Origin of the sequence: Streptomyces capoamus (assembly GCF_014654935.1) — a bacterium.
Classification (GTDB): domain Bacteria; phylum Actinomycetota; class Actinomycetes; order Streptomycetales; family Streptomycetaceae; genus Streptomyces; species Streptomyces capoamus.
In genome coordinates this window covers 141,908-163,684 of the sequence record NZ_BNBF01000012.1, presented here as the reverse complement: position 1 = coordinate 163,684, position 21,777 = coordinate 141,908, and the positions used below count along the sequence as shown (strand labels likewise).

Sequence of the window (21,777 nt, the reverse complement as noted above, 5' to 3'; positions counted from 1 at the left end):
CGGGACCGGCGGATTACCGGGCGGGGAGCTGGGCACAACGGATGCAGGCCCGTGGCTCGGGGGGTGCGGGCGGGCGAATCGGGCGGTGTGCCCCGTTGCCGCGGGACTCGAGTCGATTTATCGTCCCAGCACGATTCGCGAGCAAGATCACAATATGTGAAGGGGCCGCGGCCATGGTGGCGAAGAAGACCGCCGTACAGCAGCCGGCGACCGGGAAGACCGGCGCGAGGCCTGCCACCGAGAAGACGGCCCCGGGCACGACGGCCGCCACGAAGCCGACTGCGCGGAAGACGGCCACGACGGAGAAGACGGCCACGACGAAGAAGACGGCTGCCGAGGGGCCGGGGACCGCGCGGGCCGCCGGCAGGCAGCGAGGTGCCGCCGGGGCGGTCGCCGGCGAGGCGGCCCCCGTGAAGGCGACGGGCAGGAAGGCGGCGGGGAAGAAGCCGGGGGCCGAGAAGGCGGCGGCCGGGGACGCGATGGCCGGGAAGGCGGCCGGGAAGGCGGTCGGGAAGAAGCCGGCCGAGCGGGACGCGGCCGCGGAGGGGACCGCCCTGAAGCGCGCGGCGGCGAAGGAGAAGACCGCCGCCGCGAAGGCCGGGGTGAAGAAGACGGCCACGAAGAAGGCGGTCGTCACGACGACGGCCGCGAAGAAGGCTGCCGCCCGGGAGACGGCCGCCCGGGGGAGGGCCGCCAAGGACACGGCCGCCACGGATACGGCTCTCACGGACGCATCCGTCACGGACGGTTCTGTCGCGGACGGTTCTGTCACGGACACGGCCGCGAAGAGGACCAGGGCCCGGCAGACCGGGGCCAAGGCGGGCGGGAAGAGCATGAGCACGGCCAAGAAAGCGGGCGCGGCACGGGCCGCCAAGCAGACGGGAGCCACGACAGTGGTTGCGAAGAAGACTCCTGGCACGGCCACGGCGGCACAGTCCGCCGTCCCCAAGGCACGCGTCGCCGCGGCGGAGCCCGGCGAACTGGCGGTGCGCCCCGGCGAGGAGCCCTGGACACCGGAGGAGGTCGCCGGGGCCCGCGCCGAGCTGGAGTCCGAGATGACGCGGCTGCAGGAGGAGCTCGCCTCCTCCGAGGCGTCCCTGGTGGGCCTGATGCGGGACTCCGGGGACGGCGCCGGCGACGACCAGGCCGACACCGGCACCAAGAACATCACGCGCGAGCACGAGCTGGCGCTGGCCGCCAACGCGCGCGAGATGCTGGTCCAGACCGAGCGCGCCCTGGAACGGCTCCACGCGGGCACCTACGGCCTGTGCGAGAACTGCGGCAATCCCATCGGCAAGGCTCGTATGCAGGCGTTCCCGCGGGCCACCCTGTGCGTGGAGTGCAAGCAGAAGCAGGAACGCCGCTCCTGAGCGTGTGGGGCCCAGGGGGCGTGCCGTAGTCTCGTCCCCAGTCAGGCACCTAGGTTGAGGGACTCACGTGGCAGAGGCGGAGCGCATCATCGGTACGCCGGACACCCCGGACACCCCGGACGGCGGCGAGCGGACGGCGGCGGACGGGCCGGCCGCCGGCTCCGGCGCGTCCGCGTCCGGGGACGCCGGAGCGTCCCGCGCGGGCGACCGGGGGGCCGCGGCGCCACGGACGGGCCGCGGGCGCCGCATCGCCGTGCTGTTCGCGGTGGCCGCCTTCGCGTACGCCCTCGACCTGGTCAGCAAGATGCTCGTCGTCTCCCGGCTGGAGGGCCGCGCGCCGATCCAGGTCGTCGGCGACCTGCTGGAGCTGCACGCCATCCGCAACCCCGGCGCCGCCTTCGGGTTCGGCGCGGCCTTCACGGTGATCTTCACGCTGATCGCCGCGGCCGTGATCGTGGTGATCATCCGGCTGGCCCGCAAGCTGTACAGCTTCCCCTGGGCGGTCGCGCTGGGCCTGCTGCTCGGCGGTGCGCTCGGCAACCTCACCGACCGGATCTTCCGGGCGCCCGGCGTCTTCGAGGGCGAGGTCGTGGACTTCATCGCGCCCAAGGGCTTCGCGGTGTTCAACCTCGCCGACTCGGCGATCGTGTGCGGCGGCATCCTGATCGTGCTGCTGTCCTTCCGCGGCTTGGACCCCGACGGCACGGTCCACAAGGACTGAGGCCCGGCCGGGTTCTCCACAGGCTCGTTCGGTGCCGTCCCGCCCGTCCGGCATACTCGACGGGTGAGCACGATTCCCGAGATCCGTACCCTGCCCGTGCCCGACGGCCTGGAGGGCGAGCGCGTCGACGCCGCCATCTCCCGCATGTTCGGCTTCTCCCGCACGAAGGCGGCGGAGCTGGCCGCGGCCGGCAAGGTCCAGGTCGACGGCGCGGTGGTCGGCAAGTCCGAGCGGGTGCACGGCGGTGCCTGGCTGGAGGTCGAGATGCCGCAGGCGCCCGCGCCGGTGCAGGTGGTCGCCGAGCCGGTCGAGGGCATGGAGATCGTGCACGACGACGACGACGTGGTCGTGATCGTCAAGCCGGTCGGCGTGGCGGCGCACCCGTCGCCGGGCTGGTCCGGCCCCACCGTCATCGGCGGTCTCGCCGCCGCCGGGTACCGGATCTCCACCTCCGGCGCCGCCGAGCGCCAGGGCATCGTGCACCGCCTGGACGTCGGCACCTCCGGCCTGATGGTGGTCGCCAAGTCGGAGCGGGCGTACACGTCGCTGAAGCGCCAGTTCAAGGAGCGCACGGTCGACAAGCGCTACCACACCCTGGTGCAGGGCCATCCGGACCCGACGAGCGGCACCATCGACGCCCCGATCGGCCGCCACCCCCAGCACGACTACAAGTGGGCGGTCACGGCCGAGGGCAAGCCCTCGGTGACCCACTACGACCTCATCGAGGCCTTCCGCGCCGCCTCCCTGCTGGACGTGAAGCTGGAGACGGGCCGCACCCACCAGATCCGCGTCCACATGGCCGCCCACCGCCACCCGTGCGTCGGCGACCTCACCTACGGCGCCGACCCGACCCTCGCCAAGCGGCTGCGCCTGACCCGTCAGTGGCTGCACGCCGTCCGCCTCGGTTTCGAGCACCCCGGCGACGGCACCTGGGCCGAGTTCGCCAGCGACTACCCGGAGGACCTGCGCAAGGCCCTCGACCAGGTCCGCGAGGAGTCGTGGGGATGAGCCCGGCCTACACCGTGCGGGTCGCCGAGGACCCCGCCGACCGCGAGGCCTGCTTCGCGGTCCGCAAGGAGGTCTTCGTCGCCGAGCAGGGCGTCCCCGAGGACATCGAGTACGACGCCCACGACGCGGTGGCCGTGCACGTGCTGGCGGTCCGCGAGGACGGGGTGCCGCTGGGCACCGGCCGGCTGCTGCACGGTGCGGCGGCGGCCGGGAAGACCGGTGGGGACCCGGCGGTGGGTTCGCTGGGGCGGCTCGCCGTGTCGCGCGCGGCGCGCGGGCTCGGTGTCGGTGCCGCCCTGGTGCGCGCCATCGAGGACGCGGCACGCGCGCGCGGCCTCACGGCGGTGGACCTGCACGCCCAGACCCACGCCCTCGGGTTCTACGAGCGCCTGGGCTACACGGCCTACGGCCCGGAGTTCCCCGACGCCGGGATACCGCACCGGGCGATGCGCCGGTCCCTGTAGCGGCGCCGGGACCGCCCGGGCCTGGGGAGTCGCGACGGCCCCGGTGCGGGCGGCGTGGCAGGCTTGAGGCCTGCCCTGTGATCGTCGACCCCCGGAGCGCCGTCCGTGGATCAGCTGGCTCTGTTGTTCGTCCTGCTGCTCGGGGCCCTGGTGAGCGTCCCGCTGGGGGACCGGTTCGGGGTGCCGGCGCCGGTGCTGATGACCCTGTTCGGCGGGGTGCTGGCGGTGGTCGAGTTCGTGCCCAATGTGGACATCCCGCCCGACCTGATCCTGCCCGGGCTGCTGCCGCCGCTGCTCTACGCCGCCGTGCGCCGTACGTCCTGGCGGCAGTTCGCGGCCAACCTCCGGCCGATCTTCCTGCTGGCCGTGGCCCTGGTGTTCGTCACGACCGTGTGCGTGGCGTTCATGGCCAACGCGATCGTGCCCGGGCTGCCGATCGCGGCCGCCGTCGCGCTGGGTGCCCTGGTCGCGCCGCCCGACCCGGTCGCCGCGACCAGCGTGGCCGGACAGCTGGGCCTGCCGCGCCGCCTGGTGTCGATCCTGGAGGGCGAGGGCCTCTTCAACGACGTGACCGCGATCGTGCTCTACCACGTGGCGATCGCCGCGGCCGTGAGCGGCACGTTCTCGCCCTGGCGGGCCGGTCTCGACCTGGTGCTGTCCGCGGTCGTCGCGGTGGCCGTCGGCCTGGTGCTGGGCTGGGGCGCGAACAAGCTGATGGACCTGCTGGGCGATCCGACGCTGCAGATCGGCATGACCCTGCTGGTGCCGTACGCCTCCTACGTGCTGGCGGAGAAGCTGCACGGCTCCGGGGTGCTCGCCGTGCTCACCACGGCGCTCTTCCTCGCCGAGTACGCCTCCGACGCCGACGACGTGATGACCCGGCTCGCCGGGCACACCTTCTGGGACATCATCGACACCCTCGTCACCGGTGTCGCCTTCGGGCTCATCGGCCTGGAGCTGCACAACGCCATCCACACGGCGCAGGGGCGGTGGGGCGAGATGCTCGGCTGGGCCGCCGGCGTCGTGGGCGTGGTCGTCGTCGTGCGGCTGCTGTGGCTGCTGCCGGCGACCTGGCTGACCAAACGGCTGCACGCCCGCCGGGACTACGACGAGGAGATCCCGGTGAGCTGGCGGGAGACCGTCGTGATGTGGTGGTCCGGGATGCGCGGGGTGGCCTCCGTGGCGCTGGCGCTGGCCGTGCCGCTGCGCACCGAGGACGGCTCTCCTTTCCCCGACCGGGACGAGATCGTCTTCATCGCCTTCGGGGTGATCATCGTCACGCTGGTGCTGCAGGGGCTGACCCTGCCGTGGCTGGTGCGGCGGCTCGGGGTGCGGTCCGACTCCGAGCGGGAGAAGGAGTTCGAGAAGGAGCTGGCGGTGCGGGCCGCGAAGGCCGCCAAGCGCCGGCTGCGGGAGATCGAGCAGGTGGAGGAGCTGCCCGAGGACCTGTCCGAGCAGATGCTGCGGCGCGCCTTCGACATCGGGATCCGGATCAGCCCGGACATGGGGGAGGAGGAGCGGCGGGAGGCGCAGCACCAGCGGGTCAGGCGGCTCAAGCGGGTGCGGCGCATCCAGAACGAGATGCTGAGCGCCGCCCGGCACGAGGTGCTGGCGGCGCGCAGCGAGCCCGGGGCGGATCCGGAGATCGTGGACCGGGTGCTGCGCCACCTCGACGTACGGAGTCTGCGCTGAGCACCCGGTCCCGGGCGGGGCGGAGGGCGGCCGGTCAGCCGCGCCCGGTGCGCGGGAACTCGTAGGCCCTGCGCAGCGAGGCACGGTCGGGGGACGGGACGCGGTACGGCGGGAGCACCGCGTCGGCGGTGTTCACCCGGGGCAGCGCGTAGGGGTGCTCCGCGGACAGCCAGGCGATCATCTGCTCGCGGACGGTGACCCGGACCGTCCAGATGTCGTCCGCGTCCTTCGCCGTCACCAGGGCGCGCACCTGGATGGTGTTCGGGGTGGTGTCCGTCACCACCAGGCCGTAGGCGCGGCCGTCCCAGGCCGGGCAGTGCCGCAGGATGTCGCGCAGCTTCTCGCGCATCGCCTCGATGGGCGCGCTGTGGTCGAGGTGCCAGTAGACGATGCCCGTCATCTGCGGGGTGCCGCGGGACCAGTTCTCGAACGGCCTGGAGGTGAAGTACGACACCGGCATGGTGATCCGGCGCTCGTCCCAGGTCCGCACCGTCAGGAAGGTCAGGGTGATCTCCTCGACGGTGCCCCACTCGCCGTCGACCACGACGGTGTCGCCGATGCGCACCATGTCGCCGAAGGCGATCTGCAGCCCCGCGAACATGTTCGAGAGCGTGGACTGGGCGGCGACACCGGCGATGGCGGCGATGATGCCCGCGGAAGCCAGCAGGGAGGCGCCCGCCGCGCGCATCGCCGGGAAGGTCAGCAGCATCGACGAGGCGGCCACGACGATGACGATCGCGGACACCACCCGCATGATCAGCTCCACCTGGGTGCGCACCCGGCGCACCCGGGCCGCGTCGCGGTGGACGCGGGCGTACCGGCTGTAGGTGGTCTCGACGACCGCGGCGGCGATCCGGATCACCAGCCAGGCGGCCGAACCGATCAGCACCAGCGTCAGTGTCCGGCCGATGCCGACCTGGTGCCGTTCCAGCAGCTTCGCCTGGTCGTACGATCCGCGCAGCATGGCGGAGCACAGCACGAGCTGGTACGGGATGCGGGCGCGGCGCAGCAGCCCCCACAGGGGTGTGTCGTGATGTCGTTCGTCGGCCTTGCCCAGCAGCCGGTCGGTGACCCAGCCTATGGCCAGGGTCAGCAGCACCGTGCCGCCGAGCACGATCAGGGGGCGGAGTACGTTCTCCATGCCTCCGCTCCTAACCGGCGCGCGGAGACCTTGAACATGTGACTTCGGCGGCTTCCTGGGTAAGGCGGCACCGGCGCCGTCGTTCCCGGCTGGCACCATGGCCTCATGAACATCATGCTCTTTCACTCGACCTACGGGCTCCGGCCCGCGGTGCGCGAGGCCGCGGACCGGCTGCGCGCGGCGGGCCACGAGGTGTGGACGCCGGACCTCTTCGAGGGGCACACGTTCGACACCGTCGAGGAGGGCATGGAGTTCAAGGAGCGGACCGGCAAGGAGGAGCTGCTGAAGCGGGCCGTGCTGGCGGCGGCGCCGTACTCCGACCGCGGTCTGGTGTACGCCGGGTTCTCGCTCGGTGCCTCGGTCGCCCAGACCCTCGCCCTCGGCGACGACAGGGCGCGCGGTCTGCTGCTCCTGCACGGCACGTCGGACATCGCGCCGAACGCGCAGGTGGACGAGTTGCCGGTGCAACTGCACGTGGCCGAGCCGGACCCGTTCGAGACGGACGACTGGCTGAGCGCCTGGTACCTGCAGATGGGCCGCGCGGGCGCCGACGTCGAGGTCTACCGGTACGCCGGGGCCGGGCACCTCTACACCGACCCCGGTCTCCCGGACTACGACGCGGAGGCCGCCGAGGCCACCTGGCGGGTGGCGCTCGGCTTCCTCGACTCGCTCGGCTGAGCGGTCCCGGCGCGGTCAGACCGGGTCGTAGGTCCGCTCGACCTTCTGCGTGCCGCTGCGGGTGCGGTAGGAGCGCACCCAGCTGGAGGTGGCGTCCGCGTCGGTGCGGTCGGACACGACGTAGTAGTCCATCTGCGCGCGCTCGGCTGTGATGTCCAGCACACCGTAGCCGTGCCGGTCGGTGTCCACCCAGTGCACGTGCCGGTTGGCGGCCTTGATGACCGGTGCGGCGACCGCGGAGACCGTGCCCTCCGGCACCTTCACGATGTCGTCCAGGTTGTCCGAGGTCACCGAGGTCACCACGAACTCGGTGGCGGCCGACGCCGACAGCGGGTAGGTACCGGCGTCCACCGGCACGTCGTTGGCCCACGCCATGTGGATGTCACCGGTCAGGAAGACGGTGTTGCCGATGGCGTTGGAGCGCAGGTGGGCCAGCAGCTCGCGGCGGTCGTCGGTGTAGCCGTCCCACTGGTCGGTGTTGGCGGCGATGCCCTCCTGGGGGAGTCCGAGCAGCTTGGCGAGCGGCTTGAACAGGTCGGCGGAGAGGGAGCCGAAGGCGAACGGCGAGATCATCACGGAGTTGCCGACCAGCCGCCACCTGGTGTCGGAGGCCTTCAGCCCGGCCTTCAGCCAGTCGAGCTGGGCGCGCCCGGTCAGCGTGCGGTCCGGGTCGTCCACCGAGCCGCTCGCGGTGGACGCCTGCTGGGAGCGGAAGGAGCGCAGGTCCAGCAGGGACAGGTCGGCGAGCTTGCCGAAGCGCAGCCGCCGGTAGGTGGTGCCGGCGAGGGCCGGGCGGACCGGCATCCACTCGAAGTAGGCCTGCTTGGCGGCGGCCTGACGGGCCGTCCAGGTGCCCTCGGCGCCCTCGGTGTGGTTGACGGCGCCGCCCGACCAGGCGTTGTCCGCGAACTCGTGGTCGTCCCAGATGGCGACGACCGGCGCCTTCAGGTGCAGGGCCTGGAGGTCGGGGTCGGTCTTGTACTTCGCGTGCCGGATCCGGTAGTCGGCGAGGGTGAGGATCTCGTTGGCCGGTGCGTGCGGGCGGACGACCTTGCCGCGGTTGGCGTACTCGCCGGTCTTGTACTCGTAGATGTAGTCGCCGAGGTGCAGCCAGGCGTCCAGGTCGTTCCGCGCGGCGAGGTGGCGGTAGGCGGAGAACCAGCCCGCCTCCCAGTTGGCGCAGGAGACCACGCCGAAGCGCAGGCCGGGGACGGCGGCGTCGGCCGCGGGGGCGGTGCGGGTGCGCGCCACGGGCGAGTCGGTGCCGCCGGACGAGAAGCGGAACCAGTAGTCGGTGGCCGGCTCCAGGCCGCGGATGTCGGCCTTGACGGTGTGGTCGGAGGCGGCCGTCGCGGTGGTGGAGCCCTTGGCGACGACGGTGGTGAACGCCTTGTCCCGGGCGACGGTCCAGCTGACCTCGGTGTCCGGGCCGATCCCGGAGCCGGGTATCGCCTCCGGGGTCGGGGTCACCCGGGTCCACAGCAGGATGCCGTCGGGCAGCGGGTCGCCGGAGGCGACGCCGTGCAGGAAGGCGGGGACGTCCGTGGCGGCGCGGGCCGGCAGTGCGGCGGCCAGCGGGCCGGCCAGGACAGCGGTCGCCGCCGCGGCCTTGACGACCGTACGGCGGCGGGGCGAGAACGAGTTGGGGCCCTGGGAGGCCTCGGGCGATCTGTATCGACTGGTCACGGACGATCAGGTTACTGATCGGTACGCGCCCGGGCGGGCGAACCGGCAAAAGTTCGCCCGCCGTTCGGCGGAACGCCAGGGTCAGCCCTTGAGGGCCGCCTCCAGCGCGGTGTTGAAGTCGGCGACCGTCACGGGCGCGGACTTGCCGTTCGGACCCGTCAGCGTCTTGCCGTCCATCTTCAGCGTCGGGGTGGCCGAGATGCCGTCCTTGTCGAAAATCTTCGCCTCCTCCAGCGCCCACCGGTCGTAGGTGCCGTCCTTCACGGCCTTCCGGAAGGCAGCGTTGCCCTTCAGGGCGGGGACCGTGTCGGCTATCCGGATCAGGTAGTCGTCGTCCTTGAGCGTGTCGACGGTCTCCTGGGGGTGCCACTTCTTGGAGTACATCGCGGACTTGTACTCCAGGAAGGCCTCGGGGCTGACGTCGAGCGCGGCACCCAGCGCGCTGAGCGCGTTCCTGGAGCCCTCACCGGGGAGGTTGCGGTCCAGGAAGGTGGCGCCGATGTACCGGAGCTTGAACTTGCCGGCGTCCAGGTCCTTCTTGACGGTCGAGCCGACCACCTGCTCGAACTCGGCGCAGGCCGGGCAGCGCGGGTCCTCGTAGATCACCAGGGTCTTCTTGGCGGTGCTCTTGCCGAGGACGACCGTCGTCCCGTCAGCGCCGGAGGTGTGGGCCGGCTTGACGAGCTTGTCCTTCTTGGCGGCCTCCCAGTAGGCGGGCTTGTTCGCCTGGACGACGGCCCAGCCGATGCCGCCGGCCGCGGCCAGGACGCCGACCACCGAGGCGGCCACGATCAGCTGGCGCCTGACCTTGGCGCGCTGGGCCTGCCGCTCGCGCTCCTGGCGCAGCCGCTCCCGGGCCGCCGTCTTCGACGCCTGACTGTTCCGCTTGCTCATGTTGGTGATCTCCATAGGGGACGCGCACACGTCGTACGCGGGATACGTGCGGGGGACTGATCGTGCTCAGCCGCCGAGGGCCGCGGGACGGCCGTCGCTCAGGCGAAGGCCGGCGCGGACGCGGCGGGGGCGGAGCACGGCGGTCCACGCCGTCCCAGGGAGTGCACGAGGAGCCGGTCGCGGGCGGCGGCGCGGCGCGGGACCGGCCGCACCGGCCGGCCCTCCGGCAGCGGCCGCGCGGCGACCGCGGTCATCGCCAGTAGCAGCGGCCGGAAGGTGGTGGCGGCGACCGCGCGCAGCAGCTGGGCCAGCGCCCGCTCGCCCCGGCGCAGCCAGGCGGCGGCGAGCAGCCCCACACCGATGTGCGCGGCGAGCAGCAGCCAGGCCGCGGCCGGCCCGGCATGGCCGAGCAGCGCGTCCGCGCGGTCGGCACCGCCGGTCATCCGGGCCAGCGGGGTGCCCACCCGGCCCTCGCACAGCACGTTCAGGCCGACCGCCCGCAGGGGGCCGGCGACCGGCCCGCCCGCCGGGCCGTAGCAGGCGTGCTGGCCGGTGGTGAACACCGTGTCGGCGGCCAGCTCCAGCGGGATCAGCAGGGCCGCGATCCGGCCGAAGCCGCGCTCCCGGCCCGCCAGCGCGTACGCGCCGGCGAACACCCCGGCGGCGACCGCGCCCACGGTCGCCAGGGGCAGCGGAGCACGGGACAGCAGCACGTGCGACGCGGTGCTGAGCGTCACGACGACGGCCGTGAACAGCGCCGCGCGCACGGCTCTGAACTGGGTCCCGGATATGTCCATGGCGAGAGAAGAGTCTGTCACGTCGGCGGGTAAGGGACCCCTAAAAGGTGCCTGTGAATCTCACCGGAACAGCTGCCGGCGAGTCCGCGGAGGTCACAGTCCCGGGATCCGGCCGTTGCGGAACAGGTCGACGAAGACCTGGTGGTCGGCGCGGGCGCGTGCGCCGTAGGAGTGCGCGAAGTCCACCAGCAGGGGCGCGAAGCCCTCCTCGTCGGCCGCGATCGCCGCGTCGATGGCCCGCTCGGTGGAGAACGGCACCAGGGACTCGCCGGAGGTGTCGTCCGCCGCCGCGTGCATCGTGGCGGTGGCCCGGCCCAGGTCGGCGACGACGGCCGCGATCTCCTCCGGGTCGTCGATGTCGTCCCACCCCAGGTCCACGGCGTACGGCGAGACCTCGGCGACCAGCTGGCCCGCGCCGTCCAGCTCGGTCCAGCCGAGCCACGGGTCGGCGTGCGCCTGCAGGGCACGCTGGGAGATCACCGTGCGGTGGCCCTCGTGCCGGAAGTACTCCGCGACGGCCGGATCGGTGATGTGCCGGGAGACCGCCGGGGTCTGGGCCTGCTTGATGTAGATCACGACGTCGTTCTCCAGGGCGTCGCTGTGGCCCTCCAGGAGGATGTTGTACGACGGCAGGCCCGCCGAACCGATGCCGATGCCCCGGCGGCCCACGACGTCCTTCACCCGGTAGGAGTCCGGGCGGGCCAGCGAGGAGTCCGGCAGCGTCTCCAGGTAGCCGTCGAAGGCCGCCAGGACCTTGTACCGGGTGGCCGCGTCCAGCTCGATGGAGCCGCCGCCCGGGGCGAAGCGGCGCTCGAAGTCCCGGATCTCGGTCATGGAGTCCAGCAGCCCGAACCGGGTCAGCGAGCGGGCGTCACGCAGCGCGTCCAGCAGCGGACCCTGCGCGGTGTCCAGCGTGAACGGCGGCACCTCGTCCCGCTTGGCGCCGGTGGCCAGGGCGTGGATGCGCTCGCGGTAGGCCGCGGCGTACACCGTCACCAGCTCGGTGATCTGCGCGTCGCTCAGCGCCTTCGCGTACCCGATCAGCGCCACGGACGCCGAGAAGCGCTTGAGGTCCCAGGTGAAGGGACCGACGTAGGCCTCGTCGAAGTCGTTGACGTTGAAGACCAGGCGGCCGTTGGAGTCCATGTACGTGCCGAAGTTCTCGGCGTGCAGGTCGCCGTGGATCCACACGCGCGAGGTGCGGTCGTCCAGGTACGGGCCGCCTCGCTTCTCGGCGTCGAGGTCGTGGTAGAACAGGGCCGCCGTGCCCCGGTAGAACGCGAAGGCCGAGGCCGCCATCTTGCGGAATTTCACCCGGAACGCGGCCGGGTCGGCGGCCAGGAGCCGGCCGAAGGCGGTGTCGAAGACGGCGAGGATCTCCTCGCCGCGCTGCTCCTCGTCGAGCTGGGGGACCGACATCGCGGGGTGCCTCCTGGTGCATTGCCTGTACGACAGCGTTTCTGCCGTACCCAACGCATGAAGGTACGCGTAGGTGCCCGACCTGTGTCAGCGGCGAGGCATAGACTTCGACGCTGACCCCACCATCGTCCGCCAGCCCGTCGCCGAGTGTTTCCGTTGGAGGCCAAACCGTGTCGAAGCCGCCCTTCACGCACCTGCACGTCCACACCCAGTACTCGCTGCTGGACGGTGCCGCGCGGCTGAAGGACATGTTCAACGCGTGCAACGAGATGGGCATGACGCACATCGCCATGTCCGACCACGGCAACCTCCACGGCGCGTACGACTTCTTCCATTCCGCGAAGAAGGCCGGAATCACCCCGATCATCGGGATCGAGGCCTATGTCGCCCCCGAGTCCCGGCGCAACAAGCGCAAGATCCAGTGGGGCCAGCCGCACCAGAAGCGGGACGACGTCTCCGGTTCCGGTGGTTACACCCACAAGACGATGTGGGCGGTGAACAGCAAGGGTCTGCACAACCTCTTCCGGCTCTCCTCCGACGCCTACGCCGAGGGCTGGCTGCAGAAGTGGCCCCGGATGGACAAGGAGACCATCGCCCAGTGGTCCGAGGGCATCGTGGCCTCCACCGGCTGCCCGTCCGGCGAGGTGCAGACCCGGCTGCGCCTCGGCCATTTCGACGAGGCGCTGAAGGCAGCCGCCGAGTACCAGGACATCTTCGGCAAGGACAAGTACTTCCTGGAGCTGATGGACCACGGCATCGAGATCGAGCGCCGGGTCCGTGACGGCCTGCTGGAGATCGGCAAGAAGCTCGGCATCCCCCCGCTGGTCACCAACGACTCGCACTACACGTACGCGCACGAGGCCGGCGCCCACGACGCGCTGCTGTGCATCCAGACCGGCAAGAACCTCTCCGACCCCGACCGCTTCAAGTTCGACGGCACCGGCTACTACCTGAAGTCCACGGACGAGATGTACGCCATCGACTCCTCGGACGCCTGGCAGGAGGGCTGCGCCAACACGCTGCTCGTCGCCGAGATGGTGGACACCGCCGGCATGTTCGAGAAGCGCGACCTCATGCCCAAGTTCGACATCCCCGAGGGCTACACCGAGGTCACCTGGTTCAAGGAGGAGGTCCGCCGCGGCATGGAGCGCCGCTACCCGGGCGGCATCCCCGAGGACCGCCAGAAGCAGGCCGAGTACGAGATGGACACGATCATCTCGATGGGCTTCCCGGGTTACTTCCTCGTGGTCGCCGACTTCATCATGTGGGCCAAGAAGCAGGGCATCGCGGTCGGCCCCGGCCGCGGCTCCGCGGCCGGCTCGATCGTCGCCTACGCCCTCGGCATCACCGACCTCGACCCCATCCCGCACGGTCTGATCTTCGAGCGGTTCCTCAACCCCGAGCGCATCTCGATGCCCGACGTCGACATCGACTTCGACGAGCGCCGGCGCGTCGAGGTGATCCGGTACGTGACCGAGAAGTACGGCGCCGACAAGGTCGCCATGATCGGCACCTACGGCACCATCAAGGCCAAGAACGCGATCAAGGACTCCGCGCGCGTGCTGGGCTACCCGTACGCGATGGGCGACCGCATCACCAAGGCCATGCCCGCCGACGTCCTCGGCAAGGGCATCCCCCTGTCCGGCATCACCGACCCCAGCCACCCCCGTTACTCGGAGGCCGGCGAGGTCCGCTCGATGTACGAGAACGAGCCGGACGTGAAGAAGGTCATCGACACCGCGCGCGGCGTGGAGGGCCTGGTCCGGCAGATGGGCGTGCACGCCGCCGGCGTGATCATGTCCAGCGAGACCATCACCGAGCACGTCCCCGTCTGGGTCAGGCACACCGACGGCGTGACCATCACCCAGTGGGACTACCCGAGCTGTGAGTCGCTCGGCCTGCTGAAGATGGACTTCCTGGGCCTGCGCAACCTCACGATCATGGACGACGCGGTCAAGATGGTGAAGGCCAACAAGGGCCTCGACATCGACCTGCTCTCGCTCCCGCTCGACGACCCCACGACCTTCGAGCTGCTCCAGCGCGGCGACACCCTCGGCGTCTTCCAGTTCGACGGCGGCCCCATGCGGTCCCTGCTCCGGCTGATGAAGCCGGACAACTTCGAGGACATCTCCGCCGTGTCGGCCCTGTACCGGCCGGGCCCGATGGGCATGAACTCCCACACGAACTACGCGCTGCGCAAGAACGGGCAGCAGGAGATCACGCCGATCCACCCCGAGCTGGAGGCCCCGCTCAAGGAGGTCCTGGACGTCACCTACGGCCTGATCGTCTACCAGGAGCAGGTGCAGAAGGCCGCCCAGATCATCGCCGGCTACTCGCTCGGCGAGGCCGACATCCTCCGCCGCGTGATGGGCAAGAAGAAGCCGGAGGAGCTGGAGAAGAACTTCGTCATCTTCCAGGCCGGCGCCCGCAAGAACGGCTACAGCGACCAAGCCATCCAGGCCCTCTGGGACGTGCTGGTCCCCTTCGCCGGCTACGCCTTCAACAAGGCCCACTCCGCCGCGTACGGCCTGGTGTCGTACTGGACCGCCTACCTCAAGGCGAACCACCCCGCCGAGTACATGGCCGCGCTGCTGACCTCGGTGAAGGACGACAAGGACAAGTCGGCGGTCTACCTCAACGAGTGCCGCCGCATGGGCATCCGGGTGCTCCCGCCGAACGTGAACGAGTCGGAGTCGAACTTCGCCGCCCAGGGCGACGACGTGATCCTCTTCGGCCTGTCCGCCGTCCGCAACGTCGGCACCAACGTCGTGGAGTCGATCATCAAGTGCCGAAAGGCGAAGGGGAAGTACACCTCCTTCCCCGACTACCTCGACAAGGTCGAGGCGGTGGTCTGCAACAAGCGCACCACCGAATCGCTGATCAAGGCCGGCGCCTTCGACTCGATGGGCCACACCCGCAAGGGCCTCACGGCGCAGTACGAGCCGATGATCGACAACGTGGTCGCGGTCAAGCGCAAGGAGGCCGAGGGCCAGTTCGACCTCTTCGGCGGGATGGGCGAGGAGACCAGCGACGAGCCCGGCTTCGGCCTCGACGTGCAGTTCACCGACGACGAGTGGGACAAGACCTACCTGCTCGCCCAGGAGCGGGAGATGCTCGGTCTCTACGTCTCCGACCACCCGCTCTTCGGTCTGGAGCACGTGCTGTCCGACAAGGCGGACGCGGGCATCGCCCAGCTCACCGGCGGCGAGCACGCCGACGGCGCGGTCGTCACCATCGGCGGCATCATCTCGGGCCTGCAGCGCAAGATGACCAAGCAGGGCAACGCCTGGGCGATCGCCACCGTGGAGGACCTCGCGGGCTCCATCGAGTGCATGTTCTTCCCGGCCACCTACCAGCTGGTGTCGACCCAACTGGTCGAGGACGCGGTGGTGTTCGTCAAGGGCCGGCTCGACAAGCGCGAGGACGTGCCGCGGCTCGTCGCCATGGAGCTGATGGTCCCGGACCTGTCCAACGCCGGCACCAACGCCCCCGTGGTGCTCACCATCCCGGCCGTCAAGGTGACCCCGCCGATGGTCAGCCGCCTCGGCGAGATCCTCAGCCACCACAAGGGCGACAGCGAGGTCCGGATCAGGCTCCAGGGCCCGCGCAAGACCACCGTGCTGCGCCTGGACCGGCACCGGGTCAAGCCGGACCCGGCGCTCTTCGGCGACCTGAAGGTCCTGCTCGGCCCGTCCTGCCTGGCCGGCTGAGACCCGCGGCTGGAGGCAGCGGGAAGGGGCGCACCCGCGACGGGTGCGCCCCTTCCGTGTGCCCGGGCTTCAACTGCCCTTTAGTTGTGGCCGAAGCTCTTCTGCTTCTTCCGCCCGCTCTCCGCGGGGCCGCCCTGTATGTGCGACACCGGCGATTCGTGTTCCTCCGCCGCGGGGCGCTGCGCGTGCTCGGTCTGCTGCGTGCGGTTCTGCGGGCCGGACTGCTTGCGGTTCTTGTTCTTGGCCATGGGGATCTGCCTCCTGCGGGGATCTAGGGGCCAGGGCCGGGACCAGATTCACATACGCCGACATCGCGCGCATGTCGGATAATTACCGTGTGTGACAGGGCAGCTGGGCGCACCCGGATGTCGAAACGCCACGCCGAAGATCGAGTTCGGGCCGTTAACCCCCGCGCGGTCGGGCAGACTCGAAGGAAGTCCGGAGCAAAACCTCCCGGGAAGAGGGTGAGTCGCGTGGACCGATGCATCGTCCTGGTGGACGCCGGATATCTGCTGGGGGCCGCCGCCAGCCTCCTCGCCGGTGAGCCCTCGCGGTCCCGGATCACCGTCGACCACACCGCGCTGATCCAGGCTCTGCGGGAGCGCGCGGAGTCCGACACCGAGCGCCCCCTGCTGCGCATCTACTGGTTCGACGGCGCCCCCGACCGGGTCCCCCAGCCGGAGCACCGCCGGCTGCGCGTGATGCCCCGGGTCACCGTCCGGCTGGGCGCCCTCACCCGCAGCGACGGCCGCTGGGCCCAGAAGGGCGTCGACGCCGCCATGCACGCCGAGCTGACCGAGCTGGCCCGCAACCGGGCCTGTTCCGACGTCGTGCTGGTCACCGGCGACGGTGACCTGCTGCCCGGCATGATGGCCGCCAAGGAGCACGGCGTCGCCGTCCACCTGTGGGCCGTCCAGGCCGCCGACGGCGACTACAACCAGTCCGAGGACCTGGTCGCCGAGGCCGACGAGCGGCGCGTGCTGGACCGGGCCTGGATCACCCAGGCCGTCCGCGCCAAGGAGCTGACCGGCGTCTGCGCCCCGCCGCCCGCACCCCGCCCCGAGATCGCCGCGATCCTGTCGGCTCCGCTGCCCGAGTCCTCCCTGTCGGCGGCCGAACGGAGCGCCGACCAGCCCGCGCACCCGCCGGCCGCCGCGGCCGTGGGCAACGGCACCGCGGAGCGGGCCCCCGCCGCCAAGGGCGTCCCCACCCCCAAGGACCTGGCCGCGCTGCGCGCGCCGGGCGCCCAGCCCGTGCAGCACCCGGCGACCGCGACCCTGCGCTGGTCCTCCGACAAGGGCTGGGTCGAACGGCCGGGCGTGGTCGCCGAGCCCCCCGACGCCGCATCCATGCCGACGCTGGCCCAGCTCACCACCGCCGAGCAGCGGTGGGCCGACCGGGAGGAGGACATCACCACCGTCGGCGGCGACCCCTACGAGGTGGGGCAGGTCTTCGCCCGCCGCTGGATGTCCCGGCTCGGCGACCAGAGCCAGCTGCAGCGGCTGTCGCAGATGTACCCGCGCATCCCGCACCGGATCGACGGCGAGCTGCTGCGCTACGCGGCACGGTTCGGGCTGCTCGCGCACAAGGACGACCAGATCGACGAGCACGACCGTTACGCCATCCGGGCGGGGTTCTGGCGGGAGATCGACGTACCCGCGGCGGCCGAGCAGCAGGCGCCCACCGCCGACTGAAACCCCCCGGCCGCCCCCAAGGACGAGTAAAGCCCCCCGACCCCGTAGTCTCGTCCTTTGTGAGTACGCGCGCGGGACAGGCACTTCGGTACGACGAGGTCGTACGCGTGCGCGGGCTCGGCAAGACCTATCCGGCCGTCAAGGGCCGGCGGGGCGCGCCGGGGACCCCCGAGGTGCGGGCCACCGACGGGGTCGAACTGGACGTGCGGCGCGGTGAGATCTTCGGGCTGCTCGGCCCGAACGGCGCCGGCAAGTCCACCCTGGTACGGCAGGTCACCGGCCTGCTGCGGCCGGACACCGGCAGCGTGGAGATCCTCGGCCACGACATCGTGCGGCACCCCGAGCGGGCCGCCCGGATCCTGGCCTACCTGGGGCAGGAGTCCACCGCCCTGGACGAGCTGACCGTCTCCCTCGCCGCCGAGACCACCGGCCGCCTGCGCGGCCTGGACGTACGACGGGCGCGGGCCGAGCGGGACGCCGTACTGGAGGAGCTCGGGCTGACCCCGATCGCCGGGCGGGCGCTGAAGAAGCTGTCCGGCGGCCAGCGGCGGCTCGCCTGTTTCGCCGCCGCCCTGATCGGCGAGCGGCCGCTGCTGGTGCTCGACGAGCCGACCACCGGCATGGACCCGGTGGCCCGGCGGGCCGTCTGGGCGGCCGTGGACCGGCGGCGGGCCCAGCACGGTACGACCGTGCTGCTGGTCACCCACAACGTCATCGAGGCCGAGACGGTCCTGGACCGGGTCGCCGTGCTCGACCAGGGCCGGGTCATCGCCTGCGACTCCCCGGCCGGACTCAAGGCCCAGGTCGCCGGCGAGGTGCGGGTGGAGCTGGTGTGGCGGGAGCGGGCGCCGCTGGAGGTGCCCGAGGTCGCCGTGCTGCGCGAGCGGGCCGTGGAGTCCGGGCGGCGCTGGACGCTCCGGCTCGCCCCCGAGGAGGCCCGCGCCGTCGTCGCCACGGTGACCGGCGGGGCCGCGTTCGCCGCGCTGGACGACTTCACGCTCGCCACGCCCAGCCTGGAGGACGTCTACCTGGCGCTGGGCGGCGCGGCCCGGCAGGGGCTGGTGAGGGCGTGAACGCACCGGCCCCCGCATGCGTACGGATCTGCGCGACCGCCGTGGGGATCGCGACTGCCGCAGGGAAGAGGAGCAGCTCGTCGTGAGTGTCGTACCCGCCGAGGTTCTGCCGGGCGGCGCCCGGGCCGTGCCGGAGAGGGCGCCCGGCGCGGCCGAGCTGGGGCCGCCCGCGCGGCTGTGGCCGTCGCTGGCGGCCGTCTACCGGGCGCAGCTGTCCCGGGCCCGGGTGGCGCGGATCCCGCTGCTGTTCGTGGCGACCTTCCAGTCGGTCGGCATCGCCGTGATGATGCGCGGGGTCGTCGACAGCGGCCACGAGGCGCAGTCCGTGGTGGCCGGCTCCTCCGTCCTGGTCGTCGCCTTCGTCGCACTGAACCTGCTGTCGCAGTACTTCGGCCAGCTGCGGGCCAGCGGCGGGCTCGACCACTACGCCACGCTCCCGGTGCCGCCCGCGGCCGTGGTGCTGGGCGCGGCGACGGCGTACGCCTCCTTCACCGTGCCGGGGACCCTGGTGACCGCCGTCTTCGGCTGTGCGCTGTTCGGGCTGCCGCTGGCCAACCTGTGGATCCTGGTGGCCGTCATCCCGCTCGCCGGGGCCGCGCTGGCCGGGCTCGGTGCCGCGTGCGGGCTGCTCGCGCCACGGCCGGAGCTGGCGACGCTGCTCGGGCAGCTGGGCATGTCGGCGGCGCTGCTGCTGGGCGTGCTGCCGGCCGACCGGATGCCGGAAGCGGTACGGCTGGCCCGTGATCTGCTGCCGTCGACCTACGCCGTCGAGGCGTACGCGCGGACTTTCGGGGCGCACCCCGACTGGGCCGTGGTCCTCGCCGACCTGGGAGTGTGCGCGGGTGTCGGCGTGGTCTCGCTGGCGGTCGCGACCCGGGCGTACCGCAGGGCCGCCGTCCGGTGACGCGGCCCACAGCACGACCTGGCACGATGTTCAGGTGACCGCACCGCTGACTCCGCCGCCGAACGACCACTCCGCGCACCAGGTCCGGCAGGCGCCGCCGCCCGCCGGGGAGCCCGGCGCGGGCGCGTACGAACAGGACGGCCCCGGGATGAAGACGGAACTGCGGGAGGCCGCCGTGATCACGGTCGCGGTGGCGCTGGGCGGGGTGCTGCTCGGGCTGCTGTGGTGGTGGCTGGCGCCGCACGTGCCGCTGGTCGCGGACGAGATCGGCAAGAACTGGGTCGTCTACCTCAAGGACACCGAGGGCGAGCAGGCGATCGGGGTGGACGGCACGTTCACCCTGCTGGGGCTCGCGTTCGGAGTGGTCGGCGCGGTCGTGGTGTTCGGCCTGCGGCGGCGCGGGGGCGTGCCCCTGGTGGTGGCCCTGGGGCTGGGCGGCCTGCTGGGGTCCCTGCTGGCCTGGCGGCTCGGGGTGTGGCTGGGACCGGAGTCCGACGTGCTCGCGCATGCCCGGGCCGTGGGCAAGGGCGTGACGTTCCCGGCGCCGCTGAAGCTGTCGGCCAAGGGGGCGCTGCTGGCCTGGCCCCTGGCCGGGCTGCTGGCGCACCTCGGTCTGACCGCGCTGTTCGGGCCCCGGGACCCCGAGGAGCAGGCGGACTGACCGGCGGCGCGGGGGACGCCCGCGTCAGCCCCGCCCGATCGGGGCCAGCACCGCCCCGGTCAGCTCCGCCAGGTCGCCCGGAGCCAGCTCCACCTCCAGACCCCGCCGGCCCGCCGAGACGCAGATCGTCGGGTGCGCGCCGGCCGAGTCGTCCAGGACCGTGCGGAGCTTCTTGCGCTGGCCGAGCGGGGAGATGCCGCCGCGGACGTAGCCCGTGGTGCGTTCGGCGAGCGCCGGGTCGGCCATGGCCGCCCGCTTGCCGCCGACCGCCGCGGCCAGGGCCTTCAGGTCCAGCGAGCCGGCCACCGGGACCACGCCGACCACCAGGGTGCCGTCCACGTCGGCCACCAGGGTCTTGAAGACGCGGTCGGGGGAGACGCCCATCGCCTCCGCCGCCTCCTCGCCGTAGGACGGGTGGGACGGGTCGTGGTCGTAGGCGTGGACCGTGAAGTCCACGCCGGCCGCGGTCAGGGCGACCGTCGCGGGCGTCCCCCCGGACTGCTGCTGCTTCTTCGGCTTCTTCGCCATCGGGGTGTCGGGCTTCCCTCAGTTCAGACTGGTCGGCGTCCGCGTCAGTTCCGACGCGGGCAACGACGGCAGGCTACGGATGATGGCCGTCTCCGCGCGAAGGAGTTTCAGCTCGTCCCGCAGCCGGGAGGCGGTGTCCGGAGCCTGGAGCAGGCGCTGCTTGGTCGGCGTGTCGTGCACCATGGCCGCGGCCACCAGGTACGACACCACGCCCGGGTCGTCCGGCAGGTCGGCGCCGGTGGACAGCGAGCGCTCGCGGGCGCCCGCCAGGCGCTTCTGGTACTGGCGGAAGGAGCGCAGCACGCCCTCGGCCAGCGCGCCGGCCTCGTCCCCCGGCTCCTCCGGCAGCTCCTCCAGCTCGGCGGTCAGGTACGGCCCCGACGCGTCGACGGACAGCAGGCGCACCCGGGTCGTGCCCGTCGCCAGCACCTCGTAGGTGCCGTCGGACCGCTCCCGGACGGTCGCGGCGTCCGCCACGCAGCCCACCCCGTGGAGGGACCTGAGCGGGTCGGGGCCGAAGCCGGCGGCCGGTCCCCGTTCGGGCTCGGCCGTGGGATCCGGCATGCCCGGGGCGCTCGGCGCGACCTCGTGGCCGTCGCGGATGGCGACGACGGCGAACCGGCGCGGTTCGTCCTCGGGGGTCTTCAGCAGCTCGCGCATCATGGCGCGATAACGCTCCTCGAAGACGGTCAGCGGCAGCACGAGCCCCGGGAACAGCACCGAGTTCAGCGGGAAGAGCGGGAGACGGGCGGTGGTCACGGCGCCCCAGCCTAGTGGTCCGCGGGGCAGGTGTGTCCGCCGCGGCCGTCCGAAGGTCCCGGGGGCGGTGTCAGCAGCCCCGCCGGGACGGGCTGCGGGCCCGCCGTCTCCAGGTGCTCGCGCAGGCGCAGGAAGTGGCCGAGCGGGTCGTCGGAGAACCGGTCCCAGGGGAAGGACGTGGCGTACGGGCCGATCATGCGCAGCTGGGTGCGGGCGTCCTCCCGGCGGTCCAGCCGCAGCAGGACGTACAGCAGTTTGTTGCGGACCTCGGCGGGCCACGGGTCGGCCGGCGGGAGGGAGGCGGAGAGCGCGATCGCCCGGTCGGCCGCCGCGTCCAGCCGGGCCCTCGGCACCTCGGGTCCGCAGCCGTCGGTGAGGTAGCCGAAGGCGGCCCGGGCGGGCAGGGCCTGGACGAGCGAGTCGGCCGGGGCGTCCTGCGCGGCCCGGTCGGCGAAGTCGAAGCACTCGCGGTGCGAGCCGTGCCAGAAGGTGGCCAGGTAGCGCAGGGCGGCGACGTGGCAGCCGTAGTGGTGCGGGGCCCGCCGTATCGCGGCCTCCCACAGCTCCTCGAAGTAGCG

Annotated in this window: 19 protein-coding genes and 1 pseudogene; 11 read left to right on the top strand and 9 right to left on the bottom strand. The window is 72.3% G+C overall.

Going from position 1 to position 21,777, the window contains the following annotated elements; translation table 11 throughout:
* Nucleotides 1-173 precede the first annotated feature (173 nt).
* The 5 genes from IE312_RS20415 to IE312_RS20395 all read left to right on the top strand — a co-directional run bounded on the left by IE312_RS20415 (nt 174) and on the right by IE312_RS20395 (nt 5,255).
* A complete protein-coding gene (locus tag IE312_RS20415; protein ID WP_189983798.1) occupies nt 174-1,370 on the top strand; it encodes a TraR/DksA family transcriptional regulator in 1,197 nt (398 codons plus the stop codon).
* 67 nt (nt 1,371-1,437) lie between these two features.
* Nucleotides 1,438-2,091, top strand: a complete 654-nt coding sequence (lspA, locus tag IE312_RS20410; RefSeq protein ID WP_189983797.1) for a signal peptidase II — start codon at nt 1,438-1,440, stop codon at nt 2,089-2,091.
* A gap of 63 nt (nt 2,092-2,154) precedes the next feature.
* The gene (locus IE312_RS20405) at nt 2,155-3,099 is read left to right on the top strand and encodes an RluA family pseudouridine synthase (RefSeq protein ID WP_189983796.1); all 945 of its coding nucleotides are present in this window, start codon (nt 2,155-2,157) and stop codon (nt 3,097-3,099) included.
* A complete protein-coding gene (locus IE312_RS20400; protein WP_189983795.1) occupies nt 3,096-3,563 on the top strand; it encodes a GNAT family N-acetyltransferase in 468 nt (155 codons plus the stop codon). Before IE312_RS20405 ends, IE312_RS20400 begins: the two co-directional genes overlap by 4 nt.
* A 105-nt stretch (nt 3,564-3,668) precedes the next feature.
* Entirely contained in the window at nt 3,669-5,255 is a 1,587-nt protein-coding gene (locus IE312_RS20395) for a Na+/H+ antiporter (RefSeq protein ID WP_189983794.1), read from the top strand.
* A 34-nt stretch (nt 5,256-5,289) separates the two neighbouring features.
* On the opposite strand, the gene IE312_RS20390 is transcribed toward IE312_RS20395, so the two are convergent.
* Nucleotides 5,290-6,396, bottom strand: a complete 1,107-nt coding sequence (locus IE312_RS20390) for a mechanosensitive ion channel family protein (RefSeq protein WP_189983793.1) — start codon at nt 6,394-6,396, stop codon at nt 5,290-5,292.
* A gap of 105 nt (nt 6,397-6,501) precedes the next feature.
* Between IE312_RS20390 and IE312_RS20385 the strand changes: the two genes are divergently transcribed.
* On the top strand, nt 6,502-7,074 hold the full coding sequence (locus tag IE312_RS20385) for a dienelactone hydrolase family protein (protein ID WP_189983792.1): 573 nt from the start codon (nt 6,502-6,504) through the stop codon (nt 7,072-7,074).
* Nucleotides 7,075-7,089: 15 nt separating this feature from the next.
* Here the strand turns inward: IE312_RS20385 and IE312_RS20380 are convergent, their stop codons facing one another.
* From IE312_RS20380 to IE312_RS20365, 4 genes are all read right to left on the bottom strand, one after another.
* On the bottom strand, nt 7,090-8,760 hold the full coding sequence (locus IE312_RS20380) for an alkaline phosphatase D family protein (protein ID WP_189983791.1): 1,671 nt from the start codon (nt 8,758-8,760) through the stop codon (nt 7,090-7,092).
* 81 nt (nt 8,761-8,841) lie between these two features.
* Nucleotides 8,842-9,654, bottom strand: coding sequence for a thioredoxin domain-containing protein (locus tag IE312_RS20375; protein WP_189983790.1), 813 nt, complete (start codon nt 9,652-9,654; stop codon nt 8,842-8,844).
* Between the two features lie 98 nt (nt 9,655-9,752).
* A complete protein-coding gene (locus IE312_RS20370; protein WP_189983789.1) occupies nt 9,753-10,451 on the bottom strand; it encodes a hypothetical protein in 699 nt (232 codons plus the stop codon).
* Nucleotides 10,452-10,544: 93 nt separating this feature from the next.
* Nucleotides 10,545-11,870, bottom strand: a complete 1,326-nt coding sequence (locus IE312_RS20365; protein ID WP_189983788.1) for a DUF2252 domain-containing protein — start codon at nt 11,868-11,870, stop codon at nt 10,545-10,547.
* A gap of 170 nt (nt 11,871-12,040) precedes the next feature.
* On the opposite strand from IE312_RS20365, the gene dnaE reads away from it, so the two are divergent.
* The gene (gene dnaE, locus IE312_RS20360) at nt 12,041-15,580 is read left to right on the top strand and encodes a DNA polymerase III subunit alpha (RefSeq protein ID WP_189983787.1); all 3,540 of its coding nucleotides are present in this window, start codon (nt 12,041-12,043) and stop codon (nt 15,578-15,580) included.
* A gap of 80 nt (nt 15,581-15,660) precedes the next feature.
* Here dnaE and IE312_RS20355 read toward each other — a convergent pair whose 3' ends face one another.
* A complete protein-coding gene (locus tag IE312_RS20355; RefSeq protein ID WP_189983786.1) occupies nt 15,661-15,828 on the bottom strand; it encodes a hypothetical protein in 168 nt (55 codons plus the stop codon).
* Between the two features lie 225 nt (nt 15,829-16,053).
* Between IE312_RS20355 and IE312_RS20350 the strand changes: the two genes are divergently transcribed.
* The 4 genes from IE312_RS20350 (at nt 16,054) to IE312_RS20335 (ending at nt 19,912) form a co-directional block, all read left to right on the top strand.
* Nucleotides 16,054-17,274 carry an NYN domain-containing protein gene (locus IE312_RS20350; protein ID WP_189983785.1) on the top strand — a complete coding sequence of 407 codons (1,221 nt, stop codon included), beginning with the start codon at nt 16,054-16,056 and terminating at the stop codon, nt 17,272-17,274.
* A 59-nt stretch (nt 17,275-17,333) separates the two neighbouring features.
* Nucleotides 17,334-18,347 (top strand): ABC transporter ATP-binding protein, encoded by a 1,014-nt coding sequence (locus tag IE312_RS20345; RefSeq protein WP_189983784.1) that lies wholly within the window; start codon nt 17,334-17,336, stop codon nt 18,345-18,347.
* 82 nt (nt 18,348-18,429) lie between these two features.
* On the top strand, nt 18,430-19,251 hold the full coding sequence (locus IE312_RS20340) for an ABC transporter permease (protein WP_189983783.1): 822 nt from the start codon (nt 18,430-18,432) through the stop codon (nt 19,249-19,251).
* Nucleotides 19,252-19,285: 34 nt separating this feature from the next.
* Nucleotides 19,286-19,912 (top strand): AAA family ATPase, encoded by a 627-nt coding sequence (locus tag IE312_RS20335; protein WP_189983782.1) that lies wholly within the window; start codon nt 19,286-19,288, stop codon nt 19,910-19,912.
* Between the two features lie 24 nt (nt 19,913-19,936).
* Here the strand turns inward: IE312_RS20335 and ybaK are convergent, their stop codons facing one another.
* The 3 genes and pseudogenes from ybaK to IE312_RS41010 all read right to left on the bottom strand — a co-directional run.
* A complete protein-coding gene (ybaK, locus tag IE312_RS20330; RefSeq protein ID WP_189983781.1) occupies nt 19,937-20,440 on the bottom strand; it encodes a Cys-tRNA(Pro) deacylase in 504 nt (167 codons plus the stop codon).
* Between the two features lie 18 nt (nt 20,441-20,458).
* The gene (locus IE312_RS20325; RefSeq protein WP_189983780.1) at nt 20,459-21,199 is read right to left on the bottom strand and encodes an LON peptidase substrate-binding domain-containing protein; all 741 of its coding nucleotides are present in this window, start codon (nt 21,197-21,199) and stop codon (nt 20,459-20,461) included.
* A gap of 11 nt (nt 21,200-21,210) precedes the next feature.
* A pseudogene (locus tag IE312_RS41010) lies at nt 21,211-21,777 on the bottom strand (hypothetical protein); the annotation flags it as partial.

Coding starts and splice junctions, on each gene's coding strand:
- IE312_RS20415 (WP_189983798.1), top strand. CDS start 174: ATGGTGGCGAAGAAGACCGCCGTACAGCAGCCGGCGACCGGGAAGACC.
- IE312_RS20400 (WP_189983795.1), top strand. CDS start 3,096: ATGAGCCCGGCCTACACCGTGCGGGTCGCCGAGGACCCCGCCGACCGC.
- IE312_RS20390 (WP_189983793.1), bottom strand. CDS start 6,396: ATGGAGAACGTACTCCGCCCCCTGATCGTGCTCGGCGGCACGGTGCTG.
- IE312_RS20385 (WP_189983792.1), top strand. CDS start 6,502: ATGAACATCATGCTCTTTCACTCGACCTACGGGCTCCGGCCCGCGGTG.
- IE312_RS20375 (WP_189983790.1), bottom strand. CDS start 9,654: ATGAGCAAGCGGAACAGTCAGGCGTCGAAGACGGCGGCCCGGGAGCGG.
- IE312_RS20370 (WP_189983789.1), bottom strand. CDS start 10,451: ATGGACATATCCGGGACCCAGTTCAGAGCCGTGCGCGCGGCGCTGTTC.
- IE312_RS20365 (WP_189983788.1), bottom strand. CDS start 11,870: ATGTCGGTCCCCCAGCTCGACGAGGAGCAGCGCGGCGAGGAGATCCTC.
- IE312_RS20355 (WP_189983786.1), bottom strand. CDS start 15,828: ATGGCCAAGAACAAGAACCGCAAGCAGTCCGGCCCGCAGAACCGCACG.
- ybaK (WP_189983781.1), bottom strand. CDS start 20,440: ATGGCGAAGAAGCCGAAGAAGCAGCAGCAGTCCGGGGGGACGCCCGCG.